Origin of the sequence: Rhizobium sp. SG570 (genome assembly GCF_012275345.1) — a bacterium.
In the GTDB taxonomy this organism is placed as follows: domain Bacteria; phylum Pseudomonadota; class Alphaproteobacteria; order Rhizobiales; family Rhizobiaceae; genus Rhizobium; species Rhizobium lusitanum.
Map to the genome: position 1 here is coordinate 1 of NZ_JAAZQI010000036.1, position 16,640 is coordinate 16,640.

Annotated in this window: 15 protein-coding genes; 12 read left to right on the forward strand and 3 right to left on the reverse strand. The window is 54.8% G+C overall.

Translation table 11 applies throughout. The annotated features are described in order from the left end of the window. The first annotated feature begins 388 nt into the window (after positions 1 to 388). Positions 389 to 925, forward strand: a complete 537-nt coding sequence (locus FHT28_RS34560) for a hypothetical protein (RefSeq protein ID WP_168598738.1) — start codon at positions 389 to 391, stop codon at positions 923 to 925. Positions 926 to 928: 3 nt separating this feature from the next. On the opposite strand, the gene FHT28_RS34565 is transcribed toward FHT28_RS34560, so the two are convergent. The 3 genes from FHT28_RS34565 to FHT28_RS34575 all read right to left on the reverse strand — a co-directional run bounded on the left by FHT28_RS34565 (position 929) and on the right by FHT28_RS34575 (position 2,651). Continuing rightward, entirely contained in the window at positions 929 to 1,378 is a 450-nt protein-coding gene (locus FHT28_RS34565) for a hypothetical protein (RefSeq protein ID WP_168598739.1), read from the reverse strand. Next, on the reverse strand, positions 1,375 to 1,983 hold the full coding sequence (locus tag FHT28_RS34570) for a recombinase family protein (RefSeq protein WP_168598740.1): 609 nt from the start codon (positions 1,981 to 1,983) through the stop codon (positions 1,375 to 1,377). The genes FHT28_RS34565 and FHT28_RS34570 overlap by 4 nt, the downstream gene beginning before the upstream one ends. Before the next feature lie 104 nt (positions 1,984 to 2,087). Further along, entirely contained in the window at positions 2,088 to 2,651 is a 564-nt protein-coding gene (locus FHT28_RS34575) for a recombinase family protein (protein ID WP_168598741.1), read from the reverse strand. An 860-nt stretch (positions 2,652 to 3,511) separates the two neighbouring features. On the opposite strand from FHT28_RS34575, the gene FHT28_RS34580 reads away from it, so the two are divergent. The 11 genes from FHT28_RS34580 (at position 3,512) to FHT28_RS34630 (ending at position 16,625) form a co-directional block, all read left to right on the forward strand. Beyond that, a complete protein-coding gene (locus FHT28_RS34580; RefSeq protein WP_168598742.1) occupies positions 3,512 to 4,978 on the forward strand; it encodes an exopolysaccharide biosynthesis polyprenyl glycosylphosphotransferase in 1,467 nt (488 codons plus the stop codon). Beyond that, the gene (locus tag FHT28_RS34585) at positions 4,968 to 5,498 is read left to right on the forward strand and encodes a transcription termination/antitermination NusG family protein (RefSeq protein WP_246705046.1); all 531 of its coding nucleotides are present in this window, start codon (positions 4,968 to 4,970) and stop codon (positions 5,496 to 5,498) included. The genes FHT28_RS34580 and FHT28_RS34585 overlap by 11 nt, the downstream gene beginning before the upstream one ends. Positions 5,499 to 5,681: 183 nt before the next feature. Continuing rightward, positions 5,682 to 6,989: a UDP-glucose/GDP-mannose dehydrogenase family protein gene (locus FHT28_RS34590; RefSeq protein WP_168598744.1), complete on the forward strand. Its 1,308-nt coding sequence runs from the start codon at positions 5,682 to 5,684 to the stop codon at positions 6,987 to 6,989. A gap of 229 nt (positions 6,990 to 7,218) precedes the next feature. Next, positions 7,219 to 8,304, forward strand: coding sequence for a polysaccharide biosynthesis/export family protein (locus FHT28_RS34595; RefSeq protein WP_168598745.1), 1,086 nt, complete (start codon positions 7,219 to 7,221; stop codon positions 8,302 to 8,304). Positions 8,305 to 8,449: 145 nt separating this feature from the next. After that, on the forward strand, positions 8,450 to 9,115 hold the full coding sequence (locus tag FHT28_RS34600; RefSeq protein WP_168598746.1) for a hypothetical protein: 666 nt from the start codon (positions 8,450 to 8,452) through the stop codon (positions 9,113 to 9,115). A gap of 204 nt (positions 9,116 to 9,319) precedes the next feature. Further along, entirely contained in the window at positions 9,320 to 11,644 is a 2,325-nt protein-coding gene (locus tag FHT28_RS34605; RefSeq protein ID WP_168598747.1) for an AAA family ATPase, read from the forward strand. Then, positions 11,641 to 12,501 (forward strand): hypothetical protein, encoded by an 861-nt coding sequence (locus tag FHT28_RS34610; protein WP_168598748.1) that lies wholly within the window; start codon positions 11,641 to 11,643, stop codon positions 12,499 to 12,501. Before FHT28_RS34605 ends, FHT28_RS34610 begins: the two co-directional genes overlap by 4 nt. A gap of 67 nt (positions 12,502 to 12,568) precedes the next feature. After that, positions 12,569 to 14,002 carry an O-antigen ligase family protein gene (locus FHT28_RS36955; RefSeq protein ID WP_168598749.1) on the forward strand — a complete coding sequence of 478 codons (1,434 nt, stop codon included), beginning with the start codon at positions 12,569 to 12,571 and terminating at the stop codon, positions 14,000 to 14,002. Beyond that, entirely contained in the window at positions 13,981 to 14,784 is an 804-nt protein-coding gene (locus FHT28_RS34620; RefSeq protein ID WP_168598750.1) for a metallophosphoesterase family protein, read from the forward strand. Before FHT28_RS36955 ends, FHT28_RS34620 begins: the two co-directional genes overlap by 22 nt. 83 nt (positions 14,785 to 14,867) lie before the next feature. Continuing rightward, entirely contained in the window at positions 14,868 to 15,158 is a 291-nt protein-coding gene (locus FHT28_RS34625) for an exopolysaccharide production repressor protein (RefSeq protein ID WP_168598751.1), read from the forward strand. Between the two features lie 39 nt (positions 15,159 to 15,197). Further along, positions 15,198 to 16,625, forward strand: coding sequence for a mannose-1-phosphate guanylyltransferase/mannose-6-phosphate isomerase (locus FHT28_RS34630; protein WP_168598752.1), 1,428 nt, complete (start codon positions 15,198 to 15,200; stop codon positions 16,623 to 16,625). The last annotated feature ends 15 nt before the right edge of the window (positions 16,626 to 16,640 follow it).

Sequence of the window (16,640 nt, forward strand, 5' to 3'; positions counted from 1 at the left end):
GCACGCCCGAAATCCGTCCGCTGCAAAACCGTCACCGCGTAGCCAGAGCATCAAAGACAGAAATCCGTTCTTTCAGCGACCGATGCACCAACGCTTGACGGCAGGAGTCTTCATCCCACCGTCTCTATGCTCAATTCACTGACGCCGCGTTTATGTGACAACACCGCAGCCGTGACTTGCTCATCTCGCAGCATCGAGCGGACCGAATAAAAAATTACATTTTGGAAACATACATCAATTTCCAAGCCACCGTTTTGCCATCCAACGGGCTCCAAATATTGCTGTCGCGCGTACGCCCGATTCGCCCATGAAATATTTTTCTTGAGTATCGGACCAAACCCGCCGCAGACGAGTGATGAAGATTGCGATAAGAGACTGAAGGAATGCAATGATTGCGGTGCAGATACTTTTGCGTGAGAATATCCGCAAAACTAAATACCATGATGGTTGTGAGTCGCGACCGCAGCAAGCAACTCTCGCCGAATATTGCGGAGAAATGAAGGCTCATATGTCATTCCCAGTATATTTCGTGGATATTCGATTGGCCGCTATTCGTGAAGTACGTCTACCAAAAGAGCGGCCAGATCAAGAAATCAGGCGGCTGCTGGATTGCCGCGAACCTGGAAGCATTATTTCTCCAGAGAACCTATTCGTTTATTTCGCTCAGCATGGGGAATCGTCCGGCGCTCACAGCCTAGCAAATTTTGAGGGCATTCGGAATTCGATTACCGGAAACATGATCATCGGAGGAGCTGACAGCAGCGGCCACCTCTATAGACCGCGACTGCCCATCACCGACGTCGCTCGGAGGATCGAATTGATCCGCCCATATCTCGACCCAGTTCCGCATGGCGGAAAATCACGGGGTTCGAAGATAGACTTTCAAATTCGGATTGCGCGGCAAACTCTGGTTGTACAGCAGTAGCGCTTAAGCAAAGGGATCTTTCTGATCGATTACGTCGATGTCGAACGACGCGATCCGTGCTTCGAACCTGTCGACTGTATTAGTGAACAGAACGAGATCATCAATAATTGCGCGGCTCGACTTCATGACGGGATCAATGACAGGTCGGTAAAGTTTGAAGCGATTTGCAACCTCCTTCATTTGGATCAAGGGCGCGTTCGAGGAATTCGCTATGATGAGCAACTTTCCGACCAGTGGATCCGAATGACCCTCCAGGGTGAAATAATGGTCGATGCCATCGTGAAGGCCCTCATCATCGAAGTAAAGGGTATGGTTGGCATCGAATCGGATCGAGTCAACTGCCGTATAGTCCAGAAATTCGGCGAGAGAGGTCGCGTCAAGGCCGTTGAGAGGCTGCAATTTTATCTGCGGCGGGTACGGTGAAATCAAATAGGCGGCGTGGGCATGGCTCATTGGCTGCATCTCCTTTTCGTCTTCATAGGAGAACAGCCGCATTGATCAGGTAATGCCTCCTGGGTGAGGTATCGCTGCAGAGTTCTGGTGGAAATGGCGTACGCTTCCGCGATCTCTTCCCGCGTTGCACCCTGCGATAAGGCTTGCAGGATGGTTTGAATGTCCCCAGAAGACAGGGCTGGTGGTCGACCCAGATGTTTACCATTTTTTCGAGCCGCCTCCATTCCGGCACGTGTTCTTTCGCTTATCAGAGAACGCTCAAACTCCGCTAGTGCTCCCATTATGTGAAAGACAAGGCGCCCGCCGGAGCTGCTCGTATCGATGTTTTCTGTCAGCGATCTGAATTCGATGTGCCGCTGGCCCAATTCATCCACAAGGTTGATAAGCCTCGGTAGCGACCGACCCAATCGATCCAGACGCCATACGACAAGCATGCCACCCGCGCTTACGGTGCGCAGGGCCTCGTTCAAGCCCGGCCGGTCGAAGCCTTTTCCTGAGACACCGAAATCGGTGAAAATCTGATCACAGCCCACGGAACGTAGCGCGTTGATCTGCAAATCAAGGCTCTGATCTTCCGTCGACACACGAGCATAGCCGATTTTCATCTTCCCTCCGAAGCGGAGCGTGGCAAATACTCCTGTAATTCTTACTGGATAACTGTCGGTGACTAACGCTATGATATGCAATAACATTAAAGTATTCGAAACGTTCATGCTAAAGTTGCCGACTTCTTGAGCATTCGCCGGAGGGAGCGGACAGTGACGCTGTAACGCGCCGCGACCTCCGTTACATCACGCCCGTTAGTGATCGCAGACCCGGCGTCCTTGACTTGCTCTTCCGTTAATCCTGGCGGGCGGCCTATATGTTGGCCATTTTCTTTCGCGGCAGCCATCCCGGCTCGTGTTCGCTCGCTGATCAAACTTCGTTCGAACTCCGCCAACGCCGCCATCATATGAAACAACAGTTTGCCGCTAGAGGATTTGGTATCGATATTCTCCATAAGCGACGTAAAATGGATACCTCGCTTGCCAAGTTCGTCGACGAGTTGGACGAGATCGATGAGAGAGCGGCCGAGTCGGTCAAGCCGCCAGACGAGCAGCGTATCCCCCTCCTTCAGCTTGGATAAAGCCCTTTCAAGTCCTGGTCTGTCGAGGTGTCGACCCGAAAGGCCGTGGTCCGTAATGAGTTCATCGCAACCCGCTGCCCTCAGGGCGTTGATCTGCAGATCTACTTTCTGATCCTCCGTCGAAACACGTGCGTAACCTAGTATCATCTTCTTCCTTCAAGTCCGCGGCGACAGATAAACCGCACGGATCGAGGATGTTGTTATGCTCGTTCCACAATCTATCTGCGGCTACAGAATGATCTCCTGTGCCATTGACAATAACGGGTCCCTTTTGTCCGGTTAAAATTTCGACGCGAGCGGTCGTAAAATTGTCTATAATTTCAATCAAGCTACGATATTGCTGAGCGGTTGATTCCCTTTTACTTAAAGGGACCCCTTTATGCAGGGTGACGACCAAGGCATTAGAAACAAGAAAATGGTTTTCGCCAAGGCGGAGGGATCCGCCGGCTCTGCTGTTGTCTTACCTATGAGTTTGGCTGGCGCGTCTGGCTTCGCCGTCGCTTATTTATTGCGCGGTGCGCTCACTGACGCATTACCGCTCCTATTGATTGGGGCGTTTTGCGGATATTTGGGCTGGTGCGCGCGAGGTCTCGAATGAGTGAGCACCGTTTGCTTTCAAGTGCGGCGCTATCCGTTGGGACGAAGGAATCGGGTGGTGCTGATCGCCGGATCGCGCTCGGCGAGCGACCGCGTTCTCCGGGGCGTCTGGTTGTTCTCCCAGGACTGAGTAAGGATCGTGAACCTCGGTCGATCGTGGGCAATCCTGACGCTGCCACTCCGCTGACAATGCCCCTTATTGGGGAGGGCGACCGAATTGTCGGTCCAGCATTGGGCGAACTTGGAAAAGTGACATCTCAGACTGCGGAAGGAGCTGTTGGCTGGCGTGAGGCTTGTTGCACAGATGTGTTCGGTGGCACCTGTCACATGCGCCGCTTCAGGGTGGGGTCAGTAGTAATTGCGTATCAGCGTTTCGTTTTAGCGCCCTCCGGTCTTGGGAGGGCGGATTAATGCACGGCAACCTGGATATGTCGGACGTCAATCTAGCCGCAAAAACGGCGGACGGGGTTTCAGCAGCCCGCTCCTTTCCGGTCGTGACGCGGCGCATTACCCGCAATGCTCTATCGCATGTCTTAATCCTGTCGCATAGCATCGTGATTGTCGGGTGCGGCGTACTGACTGACTTGCTTCTGTGGCGACGGTCATCATTTCAGCCTGATTTCAGCGAAGTCTCGATCGCGTCCGTGGCGTTCTACGTTCTCGTCTCTGCAGTGCTGGGGAGCCATTCGGCTGCCTCAAGCATAAATGTCTCCATTGGCTATTTAAGGTCAGCGATGGCTTGGTTGGCTGCTGCTCTGCTTCTTGTACTGGTGAGCTTCGCGGTAAAGGGCGGTGGTCAATACTCTCAATTTGGCTCGGCCATTTTTACTCTGACTGCGCTCATTGCGATTACGACTGTCAATGCATTGGCATCACGGTTGATAACGGTGCGACTGAAGAAGCGCTCTATTGCGTTTGCTCGGATGCAAATTGTGACACTCCACGCGCGTCCGACCCAATTCGATAGTATTTGGACGCCTCCCCCTGGGATTGAACTTACCGATCGACACTCCATTCCCGTTTCCGCACCGGAATTCGCGGAGCGATGCCGTGAAGTTAGATCCATCTTGCAGCGATCGGTAGCGCAGGGGTGTTGCGATCAGATCTTGCTGGCGGCCGCGTGGCAGGACACGGGCCATATCGCAGCCCTTCTACGTGAACTCGGCCCATTGCCCGCCCCCATTGTTCTTCTTCCAGATCCGGAGTTTGTCGGACTGAACCAGCATCGCCGCACCACCTTTGGCCGGGATATCGGTTTTGAACTGCAGTCGGCGCCATTGGGTTTTGGCGCACGTTGGGCCAAGCGTGCATTGGACGTCCTGGTTGCGATGGTTTTGATTGTTTTTCTCAGTCCGGTGATGCTTCTGGCTATTTTGGCAATATGGCTTGAAACAGGGTCCCCAATCCTTTTTTGCCAAGATCGGCGCGGTTTCGGTGGGGTCCCATTCAAGATTCTGAAGTTCCGGACCATGAGCGTTATCGAGAATGGTGCCGACATTCAGCAGGCGCAGCGAAAGGACGTTCGCATCACGGTCGTTGGGCAAATCCTGCGGCGCAAAAGCATCGATGAACTGCCACAGCTATTCAATGTCCTCAAAGGCGAAATGTCGCTCGTCGGACCGCGCCCGCATGCGATGGCTCATGACGACTATTACGACCGCTTCATTGAGCACTATGCTTTCCGTCATCATGTGAAACCAGGCATTACTGGCTGGGCTCAGGTGAATGGCCTGCGAGGTGCGACAGAGGCGCCCGAACTCATGCGGTCCCGTGTCGAACACGACCTTTGGTACATCAATCACTGGTCGATCTGGCTGGACGCGAAGATCATTTTTCTTACGGCTTTGAAGGTGTTCCGCGATGACAATGCCTATTGATGTCGATCCGCGTCTAACCCGCGGACAAAGGTGGTACGTCTTTCGATCTCTGGCACGAGCGGAGGGGCTGGCCGAGGCTAATCTCACCAGACAGGGGTTCATACATTTCCTGCCAAAGGTCACAGTCGTGAAACGGCACGCCCGCCGTTATGTTACCCACAAGGAGTGGTTGTTCCCTCGCTATGGATTCCTTTTGATGGATCTGTCCCGTGACCGATGGCAGAGCGTCAACGGAACCTATGGCGTCGAACGGCTGGTCATGGGTCAAGATGGGCCGCAACGCTTGCCGGACGGGGTGATCGAAGCTTTACAGGCGGCGACGGGTTCCGATGGGCTATTTTGCCCTGATATGGAACTGATCCTCGGTGCCCAGGTGCGGGTGAGTCAGGGTCCTTTATCGGGGCAACTGGGTGTCCTCCAAAGCTTGGACGGCCGGGGGCGGGTTGAGCTTCTTCTTAATCTTATGAATGGCCAGGTACGTACTACCGTCGCCCGCGAGTGTGTCGAAATCGTCGCATAAGATCCCGCATCCGTGGGCTCTGTTTTCCTACCGTCCCCGCGCGAAGCATCGCTTCACCCGGATGGCGGTAGCATGGAACATGGCCCTTATTGGTGACGGCGGTCTTCCTGGCTCAGATTGAACCAGGAAGACTCCCGATTTTGTTTCCGCTTTTCCCAGACAAGTTCTTAGAGGAATTAAGCATTGAAGATCGTGATGATCGGAGCAGGCTATGTTGGTCTGGTGTCAGGTGTATGCTTTGCGGATTTCGGTCATGATGTGATCTGCGTTGAAAAAGATACCGCCAAAATCGAATCTCTGCGCGCGGGGCGGATTCCGATCTATGAACCAGGCCTTGAGGAACTCGTTGCCAAAAATACCCTTGAAGGGCGCTTATCGTTCAGCACCGACCTCACGGATGCAGTTGAAGGTGCCGATGCCATCTTTATCGCGGTCGGCACGCCTGCGCGGGGTGGTGATGGGCATGCAGATCTCACCTATGTACACGGCGCAGCCAGAGACATCGCGCGCGCTTTGAAGCGCTTCACGGTCGTGGTGACGAAGTCCACCGTACCGGTTGGAACCGGAGATGAGGTTGAGTGGATTATCCGAAACGAGAATCCGCCCATTGACGTGGCGGTGGCCTCGAATCCTGAGTTCCTGCGCGAAGGTGCTGCGATTACCGATTTCAAGCGACCTGATCGCATTGTGGTCGGGACCCAGGACGAGCGCGCTCGGGCAGTTCTCATGGAGATCTACCGGCCACTCTTCCTCAATAAGTCTCCGATGATATTCACGGATAGACGCACGGCGGAACTAACCAAATATGCCGCCAACGCGTTTCTGGCAATGAAGATCACTTTTATCAACGAAATCGCCGATCTTTGCGAGCGGGTCGGCGCGGATGTGCAGCATGTAGCGCGCGGAATCGGCTCGGACGGACGTATCGGTTCAAAGTTCCTGCATCCTGGCCCCGGTTACGGTGGGTCTTGCTTTCCGAAGGACACGCTTGCGCTTGTCAAGACAGCGCAGGATCACGATAGTCCCGTTCGCCTGATCGAGACAACGGTGACCGTTAACGAAGAACGCAAGCGAGCAATGGCGCGCAAAATCGTCCGGGCATGCGGTGGTGATGTGCATGGCAAGACCATCGCCATCCTTGGATTAACCTTCAAGCCAAACACTGACGACATGCGCGAGGCACCGTCACTGTCGATCATCAAAGCGCTCGAGGAAGCGGGGGCTACGGTGCGCGCTTACGATCCCGAAGGTACCAGGTCAGCGCGCTCAATGTTGCCAAATGTGATCTTCTGCAGCAATGCCTACGAGGCGGCCGAAGGTGCCAGCGCGATTTCACTGGTGACTGAATGGGATCAGTTTCGGGCACTCGACTGGTCGCGGCTCCGTCTGCTGATGTCCGAGCCCGTCTTCATTGATTTGCGCAATGTCTACAGGGCGGAAGAAGTAACCCGATACGCCTTCTCCTACCATTCCATCGGACGTCCGGCCTGATCGGGCACTTAACGCCGTTCTCATCCGGCTCTTCGAGGCAATCTGTCGGCAGGAAAATCCTCCCTGACTGCCGCTTTTTGTATCGATGAGCTCAACATATAGGGACTCTCATATGAAGCGAAGACAGTTCTGTTTCTCGGCGTTAACGCTTGTCGGCGTTTCGGGTTGTTCATCGCTTCCTGGCAGCGGCCCGGGGTCACGCGCCATCGTGTCCAAAGCAGCGGCTTCCTTGAAGGAAACCGCCACGAGTGCTTTCAAATATGTGGAGATCGATCTCACTCAACGGGTTCTTGCTGTTTTGGGTGATCCCGGTCCCGGTTCCTTTTTCAGGAGCTTTGGTAAGGGCCGGAGTGGCCCGCCTGAACTGACCGTTGGCGTCGGTGATACAGTGTCGATCACCATATTTGAATCCGCGGCGGGTGGGTTGTTCATACCCAACGACGCGGGTTCCCGACCCGGTAACTATGTGACGCTTCCCGCGCAAACCGTGGATCAGAAAGGGTACATCGCCATACCCTATGCTGGTGCGGTCCTTGCGAAAGGACGCACGCTGGGTGCGATTCAAGCGGAGATCGTCAAGAAGCTGTCCTCGCGGGCCATTGAACCTCAGGTGATTATCTCGGTCACAAGTCAGGCGTCCAACCAGGTGACCGTCATCGGTCAGGTTGGCACGCCCGGCAAGCTGAACATCAATTCTGCCGGAGATCGCGTGCTCGATATTCTGTCGCGCGCCGGTGGCATTGCCAACGCGGGTTACGAGACATTTGTGACATTGCAGCGGCATGGCACCGAGGCAACGATCTATTTTCTCAATTTGGTGAATGACTCGAAAGAAAACATTTATGTTGCGCCAGAGGACACACTCTATGTCTATCAGGAGCAACGGTCGTTTACGGCTTTTGGTGCTTCAGGCAGCAGCGGGCAATTCAAGTTCGAGCAGGAGCATGTATTGCTCTCCGATGCCGTGGGCAAGGCCGGCGGCCTCCTGGATTCTCAGGCCGATCCCGGGCAGGTGCTGCTGTACCGGCTGGAGCATCGCGCCAACCTTGAAAAAATGCAGGTGGATCTCTCGGCCTTTGCTCCGGACGTTCTAGAGGTGCCGACGATCTATCGCGCCAATTTCCGCGATCCCTCATCGTTCTTCGTGGCCAAGAAATTCTTCGTGCATGATCGTGACGTGCTCTATGTCACAAACGCCGACAAGGTCGAACTGTTCAAGTTCCTCACGCTCATCACCGGCATCACCGGTGCGGCAGCCACGGCAACGTCCAACGTTACGACGACCAGAAGTGCCGGTCGATATCTCGATCAGTGAAATACTAAATTAAACTGAATTCATATAATTTAAATGAGTTATATTTGGCGGAATATGCAGTATAAATATAATAAAATATGGAACCAAATAAGCATCGTCGATTTATTAGTTGTTCGAAAATTGTCAGGTCATGGAGATCTTGGATATGAAACATCTTTTGGTGTTCCTGGTAATGTCTACGTCGGTCGTTGCGCAGGCAGTCTCTTTACCCGCCATGGCGCAGACTGCTTCCTCTGCGGCAGCAGGCGGCGCTTGCAGCAGGGCATACAATTTGCCGGACAAGCTCCCTGATCCGCAGGTCTCGGACTTTAAATCCAATCCGCAAGGGCTCCTGAAGAGCAATCCGGTTGGTGGGCTGCAATTGAGCGGTGAAGTCAAGGGACTGACGGAGACCGATCCGTCTGCCGCGGTTGACGCGCTCCTGGAGGTTGCGCGTTCGGCAAATTCGACGCAAGCGGCTGCCATCGGATCTGGCTTGGGACAGGCGGTCAAAGCGATTCTGGCGGTTGACAAACTGTGTGGTGACGACATCGCGCGCAGGATTGCCGGCTCTGGTTTGGGTGACCTGCTGACTGGCTACAATATGGCAACGGCCGATACGCCGATGTTGTTTGCTGGTGCTGCGGATGGTGCCGGTGGTACCGGCGGCGGGCTTGGTGGCGTGGTGAATGGAACCAGCGGTGGTTCATCGGTGGGCGCAACAACGAGTGCCAGCGGCAGCATAAGTCATGCCAACACCGCGGAAACCTTCAGTTTTTCGGGCGCGACCATTACTTGCTCGAAATCCGTCAGTCCCCGGCGGACATGCTGAGCATCGCGCATGATGTCGGGTACCCATACGTCCGGCTCGATTCGATCTGGAAAACGTCCCGTCAGGTAATCTTGATTCTAGCGTTTGTCAGGGAAAAGTGGAAACCGATTTCCCCGAAAAGACCAACGAAGACAAGGGAATCGGGTGTCTGTTGGGTATAATCTGAACCCAACAGAAATTAGATTGCATTCATAAGGATCCGGCATGCTCGATCGCGCAGCGCACAATCGTCTTGAAATTATACCGCCCATGGACAGCTCAGCCGGAGTGCAGTCAACAATCGATGTTGTCGCGCTGATAGCTGGTCTCCGTCGGCAAAAAATGGTTCTCTCCATCGCGACATGTTCAGTGCTCTTGCTCGGCGCGGTCTATTGCGTTTCGGCGGTGCCGCGTTACACGGCAACGAATGAGATTATCATTGACAGCCACAAGAACCTGTCTGACCTGACGGCAAGTCTGGCCGATGCTACGCTTGATACCGCAGCCATTGACAGCCAGCTTGAGGTCATCAAGTCTGATAACGTCGCGGCACTCGTGAGCAAAGAGCTGCAACTCGACCAGAATCCGTTGTTCATGAATGACGGTGGCTTGTTGTCCGCTGTTACACGCACCATTTCGCATATCGTGAACGTCGGGTCATGGTTCGTCTCGGCGTCGGTCAACGAGGAGGAAAGGCGGCAGGCTTTCCGGCAGGCCATTATCGCAAAGCTTGAGAGCAATCTTGACGTCAAGCGCGTTGGGCGGACCTATATTCTGACGATGAGCTACACATCGCCCAACCCCAAACTGTCCGTCGATATCGCCAACGCCTATGCTGATGCCTATTTCACGGATCAATTGAACGCCCGCTATGAGCAGGTCAAGCGTGCCAGTGGCTGGCTTCGGGATCGTCTCACGGAGCTCAAGACCAGTTCGATCAAGGCGGATATGGCGATCCAGCAGTTCAAGGCGCAACACGGGCTGGTGTCTTCGGGTGATGGCAAGTTTATCGGTGATCAGCAGGTCACTGAACTGACCACGCAACTATCGGCAGCCCATGATCAAACGGCAAATGCCGAGGCGCGCCTGCAACAGATTACGGATATCATTCAATCGGGTAAGACCGATGTGGCCGTGACGGATCAATTGGGCAGCCCCGTCATCAATGATCTGCGCACCAAATATCTCAAGGCGGCCAAAACGGCTCAGGAGCTGACCAGTAAGCTCGGTCCCACGCACTATCAGGTGATTAGCCTCCATAAGGATATGGACGAATACCAGCGGCTTATCTTCGCGGAATTGAAGCGCATTGCCATGACCTATACCTCCGACCTTGAGGTTGCCCGGGCGCGTGAGAAAACACTCAACGATTCGATGGATACTCTTGCGGGGCAGCAGACGTCCTCCAACGAGGTCATGGTGCAATTGCGCCAATTGATCCGGGAATCCGATAGCTACCAGAGCTTGTATACGACATTTTTGCAGCGCTATCAGGATGCGCTTCAGCAACAATCGTTCCCGACCACAGAGGCCCGGACCATCACAAGCGCCACCCTGCCCAGCAAGCCAAGCTGGCCCAGTATTCCGTTTATCATGGTCTGGTCGGGTTTGTTGGGAATGATGATTGGCGGTGCTCTGGCGGCATGGCGGGAATATAATGATCAGGGCTTCCGTATTCCGGATCAGGTGCGTGAGGTGACGGGACTGCATTTCATCGGCGTCCTCGAAAAACTGTCGCTTAAAAAAGCCGGACCTGCCACGTCTGATATCTCCGATCCTCAACAGGTGCTTATGCGTGAGCCAATCATGAGGCATGTGCTTGATATGCCGCTGTCCGGTTTTGCCGAAACGCTGCGCTCGGCAAAGGTCGAAGTCGATCTTCAGATTGATGCCGGGGCGAAAGTCATCGGTGTCGTCTCAGTAATGCCTGGCGAGGGCAAGACAACAACGGCCAAGAATCTGGCAAGTCTCATGGCCTTGCAGGGTGCCCGCGTTCTGTTGATTGATGGCGATTTTCGCAATCCCGGCATGACAAGGCGCATTGCGGCCCATGTGACGGCCGGGCTGATCGAGGTGCTGCGGAAAGAGCGTCCCCTGGAGGAGCTTTTGTTGCGAGAGGAAGATAGCGGCCTTCTGTTCTTGCCCAGTGTTGTAAAGAAGCGAATTCTCGACAGTCAGGTTCTGCTTGCCTCAAAGGAGATGGAGCAACTGCTGGCGGACGCCGCCGCCGCGTTCGATTACGTCATCGTCGATCTGCCGCCGCTTGGACCCGTCATCGACGTTCGTGGGATCACTCGCTTCTTCAATGGCTTCGTCTTCGTTGTCGAATGGGGTGTAACGCCGCGCCGCGCCGTGCGGCGGGTGCTGGAAGAAAACAGAGAAATCTACGAGAAAACGGTTGGCCTGATCTTCAACAGCGTCATCAGCGCACGCATGAAGAAATACAATTACGGTGAATCGCGCGGATATTATTATGGGAAATATGCCTATTACTACACCGACGGCGAAAGCCGTAGATCGAAGTCGAGTGGCAAGAAATCGCGCTCGTGAGACGTTTTCTGTATCTGGCCCTTATGGCCTGGGTCAGCGTCTTTCTGTTTCTGAAAGCCAACGACGTGCTGCTGCAACTCCTGCCGACCAGCGATGTGCGCCGTCTTGGGCGCGCGGTGGAACTTGCAACACTCTATCGTCAGTCGCTCACAGAGCGGGCAGAGGCGTTGGATGCCAGCAGTTGGATAGACCCTCGTGTTCTCGCAGACGTTGCGGAATCACCATCAATGCGGGCCGCAGGCAATAGCTGTCTAGACGAGGTGTCGCGTGGCGCATTGGCAATCCGTCTGGGCGCGCTCGATCAGGCAGTTTTATCCGAAGCCAGTGACCGCGACATCAGAAACCTTCTTGCTGCCGCGGATCAGGCCGTGAAACGGCGACTCCAATGCACACCGACAGATGGCAATGCATGGCTCCTTCGCGCGCAAATTCTGGTGCAGCAAGGCGGCGACATGACGGCCCTCAGTCGATCGCTGGATCTCTCCTATTTCTACGCACCGGCGGAAAAATGGATCATGATCCCTCGGTTGCGGCTGGTGAGCAATTTGATCGATTCGGGACGGACATCACTGCCTCCCCAGTATGGTCTTGACCTTGAACGCGTTATCCGGCTGAGCGAACCCTCGGAAATTGCCACTCTCTATGTCGAAAGCGGCGAAAAATCGCGACAGCTGATGAGAACCATGATTGACCAGCAGCGCCTTGATCGGCGGGTTCGCATCTTGCGAACGATTGATGCGCTTGGGATTTCCTATCCTGTGGCTGCGGCCTGCCAGACGCCAGTTTTCAATGGGCCCCCGGGAGCAGAGCTTGAGTTGCGGCGTCCTGCGGATCTCGTGGCCGCCTGCGCAAAATAGGCCGTTTGGGGCATTTTCAAAGGTTCATACAGTCACCCGGTCAGGACTGAACATCAGGGGAAGCGATGTGGAGAGCAGCAGCCTGGCAGGAGCCTTTTTCACGGGCATGCGCGTTATCTTTAGCCTCGTGCTTGTTTTCCCTATGCTGACCTTCGGCGCGGTGGACTTCGAGCCGCTTGCCGTCATCACCATGGCGCTGGCGATCAGTGCCGCGATTGTATGTTGGCGTCCGATTCAGCATCCGCCCATTTCCTTTATCGCGGGCGTGGCGCTTGTCTGTCTCATGGTTCTCGCCGCGGTCCAATATGGACAGTCGCTGCGTTTTCCCAACAATCCATGGGAACATCCGGCCTGGGCTTATGTCAGGGCTCAGGTCGCTCCCGTCGATGGTGCAGCGTCGGTGACACCGGAACAGACACGAGCCGATATCATCGTGTGGTCGCCGCTATTGACCTTCGTTGTCGCACTGCATCTTTTCAATCGCCGCCGCGAGGCCCTTCTGCTCTTATCGATCCTGTCGCATCTGGTGGTGGGGGTTGCCTTAATCAGTCTCTGCCAATTCCTGTTTGCCCCGATGACCCTCGGCTTTGAAACCAAAACGGCCTATATCGGCAGCCTCACCGGCTTTTATGTCAACCGAAATTCTGCTGGCACCTTCTTTGGCATGGGCATCGTCATCAATGCGGGATTGTTGGCTTTCTACTTGCAAAATAGCAGCCTTGGGGCGTTTGCCCGCAGAATCTTTACGCCAGATCGCCTGACCCTTGCGGAAAAGACGACGCTGTATTTGCTGATCGGTATGTTGATCGAGGTTCTGGCGCTGGCGGCCACCCAGTCGCGCGGCGCAACGGTGTCGGTTTTCATTGGGCTGATCTGTCTTGCTTGGCTCTTCAGTCAAAGGAAACGATCTGGCCGTCGATCAAACGTGCGACGGCGGCGTTTTGTGCTCATTGTCAGCCTGATGTCGATTATAGCAGTGGTTGTCGCTCAGAAAGTGATCTATCGCATCGGTGCCCAATCGGTGGATCAGGCACGTCTGTGCACATACGCATCGACGGCGCAGGCAGTGTGGAACAACTGGCCTTTGGGATCGGGTTTTGGCAGTTTTGCTGATGTTTTTCCGGCCTATCGCTCTGCGCAATGCTCTGGCATTGAGGGCATCTGGGATGCCGCCCATAATTCCTATCTGGAAGGCGCACTTGGGTTGGGCATCGTTTTCGTAGTTGTTCTCGGTGTGGCGCTTATCACCCTCGGATGGGCATTTGCGATCGGCTTGCTTGAACGGCGCAGGTATCATTTTGCACCGGCCATCGGACTGGCCAGCCTTGTTCTTGTCGTCTTGCATTCGCTCATTGATTTTTCGATGCAAATTCCCGGAAACGCGATGTTTTTCGCAGCTCTTCTCGCGGGCTGCGTGACGATTTCGCTTGGAGAGAAAACATCGTTCGAGCCTGTCGCAGAAGATTCAGACCAGACCACATGGACGGCATACCGATCTTGATCCGAAAACTGATTGATCGCGTTGGGAAACGATTGCCTGGGCAGCAAGGGGCGATATCCTCCCGCAAGGTGGCAAGGGTTCCCGACGGCGTTCGGGTGTATGTGATTGGCGATATCCACGGTCGCGCTGATTTGCTTGCGCAAACCTTTGCCAGGATTGACGCCCACGAGGCCGCGCATCCCGTCGAGCAGAGTATTACGGTATTTCTCGGCGATTATGTGGATCGCGGCTTGCGGTCCCGAGAGGTCATCGATCAGTTGATCGAACGGCAGCAGAACCCGCGCGTGGTGGCGCTGCGAGGCAATCATGATGTCAGCATGTTGCGTGCCTTGCTCGATATGGATGTCGCACTGCGGTGGTTGGCGACAGGAGGGCGTGAGACACTCCATGCCTACGGCATTGTCGTTCCTGTCGATGTTGACCACGACACTATTCACACCGTGATAGGCTTGGCGGTGAAGCGGATTCCCGCCAGCCACAAAGCCTTTCTGGAAAGGCTTCTGCCCTATGCGACGATTGGTGATTATGCTTTCCTGCACGCAGGCATTCGACCAGGAATTGCGCTTGAAAATCAATCACTGGACGATCTTGTGGCTATCCGGCAACCCTTTCTTGACTGCGCCGCGCCGCATGATTTCATGATCGTACACGGGCACACGCCAGTCAGTGCGCCGGATTTTAGGCCAAACCGCATCAATATCGATACGGGTGCCTATATCACCGGCAATCTGACCTGTCTGGTTTTGGAAGAAGACAGGCAGTTTGTTTTACGGGCGACGTGAACCGGCGTGGCAACTCACTATCAGTGTGCACGTCATCTGCCCGACGAGGGCTCATCCATGTACAGAACGAGAAAACTCCCTCGATGAGAATGAAAGATCGTGACGGTGTGACGTATGCACCGCATGTGTTGTTTGCGATGTTTTGTTTGCTGCTTGTGTTCGCGGTGGTGACCTATGTTGTTTCCGGGTCGATCATAACCACGTTCTTCAGAACGGTCATTTCCTCGATTTGCTTACAGGCCGGTTATTTCGCGGTGGTGGTCTATCTTGTGCTGCGCCGGGTGAAGGAACGTAAGGCTAAGCTGACGCAAAACCGCGCCTCCGACGAGGTGCCTCGCACGCCTGTTTCTTCCCATCGAAATGCCGATCTGTAGCGCTTCCGGCGTGCAGAATTCCAAGAGGAAGGATAGAATATGACTGGTAAAATCGTTCCTGTAATTATGGCAGGCGGCAAGGGCACACGGTTGTGGCCTCTGTCACGGGCCACGGCAGCCAAGCAGTTTTTGACATTGATCGGCGACGGGACACTTTTCCAGTCCACTCTCGAGCGTGTAAACGACAACATTGTCTATGAGCCACCTTTGGTGGTGACCAATGAAGACTTCCGGTTTCTGGTGGCCGAGCAGGCGCGCGCAAAGAACGTGGTATTGTCCGGCATTGTGCTGGAACCTGTGGCGCGCAACACCGCGCCTGCCTTGGCGGCAGCGGCGCGTATTGTTGCGGACCGGTTTGGTGACGATAACATGCTGCTTGTATTGCCCTCCGACCACGCGATTGTGGTGGATGACAATTACCAGGCAGCCATCCGTGCCGCTTTGACCGCAGCTGCGACCGGGGATTTGGTGACTTTTGGTATTACACCGACAGAACCGGCGACAGGCTATGGTTATATCGAACTGGGCGGGCATCTGGAGCAGGGTGCCTATGCGGTCAGCCGGTTTGTGGAAAAACCGAATGTGCAGCAAGCCCAGGCGCTGATTGATGCCGGCAGTTATTACTGGAATTCAGGCATGTTCCTGTTTTCGGCAGCGGCAATTCTTGCTGAGTTGGAGCTTCACGCGCCGGAGGTCGTGGCGGCTGCTGACAGCGCCGTTGAGAAGGCAACGATGGACTTTGATTTTATCCGGCTTGACGGCGATGCATTTGCGCGAGCGCCTTCGATCTCCATCGACTATGCCGTGATGGAAAAGACCGTCAATGCAGCCGTTGTCCCATCCTCCATCCAATGGTCTGATCTGGGAAGCTGGGATGCGGTATGGAAAATCGGAGAGGCGGACGGGGACGGCAATGTGGTGCGGGGCAATGTCACGGTGCGGAACACAACAAACTCGCTGGTGATTTCCCACAACGCCCATATGGGTGTGCAGGGCATGGATGGCGTGGCGGTGATTGCCTCGGAAGATGCTGTTTTGGTGGGGCGTTTGGACAACGCGCAGGACGTCGGCAATCTGGTGAAAATACTGGCCGCCGACAGAAAGACGGCAGCCCTGACCGAGACGCATCCATCATCCTTGCGGCCCTGGGGCGGCTACACGTCCATTCTCAAGGGTGATCGCTTTCAGGTGAAGCGCTTGTTTGTTCATCCGAGCAAGAAACTATCCTTGCAAAAGCACCATCATCGGGCAGAGCACTGGATTTGCGTGAAGGGAACTGCAGAGGTCACAATCAACGATCAGGTCACCATTCTGCATGAAAACCAATCCATCTACATTCCGCAAGGGGCCATGCACCGGCTTGGCAATCCCGGCAAAATTCTGCTGGAAATGATCGAGATCCAGACCGGCTCCTATCTGGGCGAGGACGATATTGTCCGTCTTGTCGATGAATTCGGCAGGAACTGAATTGGGTGCTGAGAC

Excerpts from the sequence above, each read along its gene's own strand:
- FHT28_RS34560 (WP_168598738.1), top strand. The coding sequence starts at position 389 with ATGATTGCGGTGCAGATACTTTTGCGTGAGAATATCCGCAAAACTAAA.
- FHT28_RS34565 (WP_168598739.1), bottom strand. The coding sequence starts at position 1,378 with ATGAGCCATGCCCACGCCGCCTATTTGATTTCACCGTACCCGCCGCAG.
- FHT28_RS34570 (WP_168598740.1), bottom strand. The coding sequence starts at position 1,983 with ATGAAAATCGGCTATGCTCGTGTGTCGACGGAAGATCAGAGCCTTGAT.
- FHT28_RS34575 (WP_168598741.1), bottom strand. The coding sequence starts at position 2,651 with ATGATACTAGGTTACGCACGTGTTTCGACGGAGGATCAGAAAGTAGAT.
- FHT28_RS34580 (WP_168598742.1), top strand. The coding sequence starts at position 3,512 with ATGCACGGCAACCTGGATATGTCGGACGTCAATCTAGCCGCAAAAACG.
- FHT28_RS34585 (WP_246705046.1), top strand. The coding sequence starts at position 4,968 with ATGCCTATTGATGTCGATCCGCGTCTAACCCGCGGACAAAGGTGGTAC.
- FHT28_RS34600 (WP_168598746.1), top strand. The coding sequence starts at position 8,450 with ATGAAACATCTTTTGGTGTTCCTGGTAATGTCTACGTCGGTCGTTGCG.
- FHT28_RS34605 (WP_168598747.1), top strand. The coding sequence starts at position 9,320 with ATGCTCGATCGCGCAGCGCACAATCGTCTTGAAATTATACCGCCCATG.
- FHT28_RS34620 (WP_168598750.1), top strand. The coding sequence starts at position 13,981 with ATGGACGGCATACCGATCTTGATCCGAAAACTGATTGATCGCGTTGGG.
- FHT28_RS34625 (WP_168598751.1), top strand. The coding sequence starts at position 14,868 with ATGAGAATGAAAGATCGTGACGGTGTGACGTATGCACCGCATGTGTTG.
- FHT28_RS34630 (WP_168598752.1), top strand. The coding sequence starts at position 15,198 with ATGACTGGTAAAATCGTTCCTGTAATTATGGCAGGCGGCAAGGGCACA.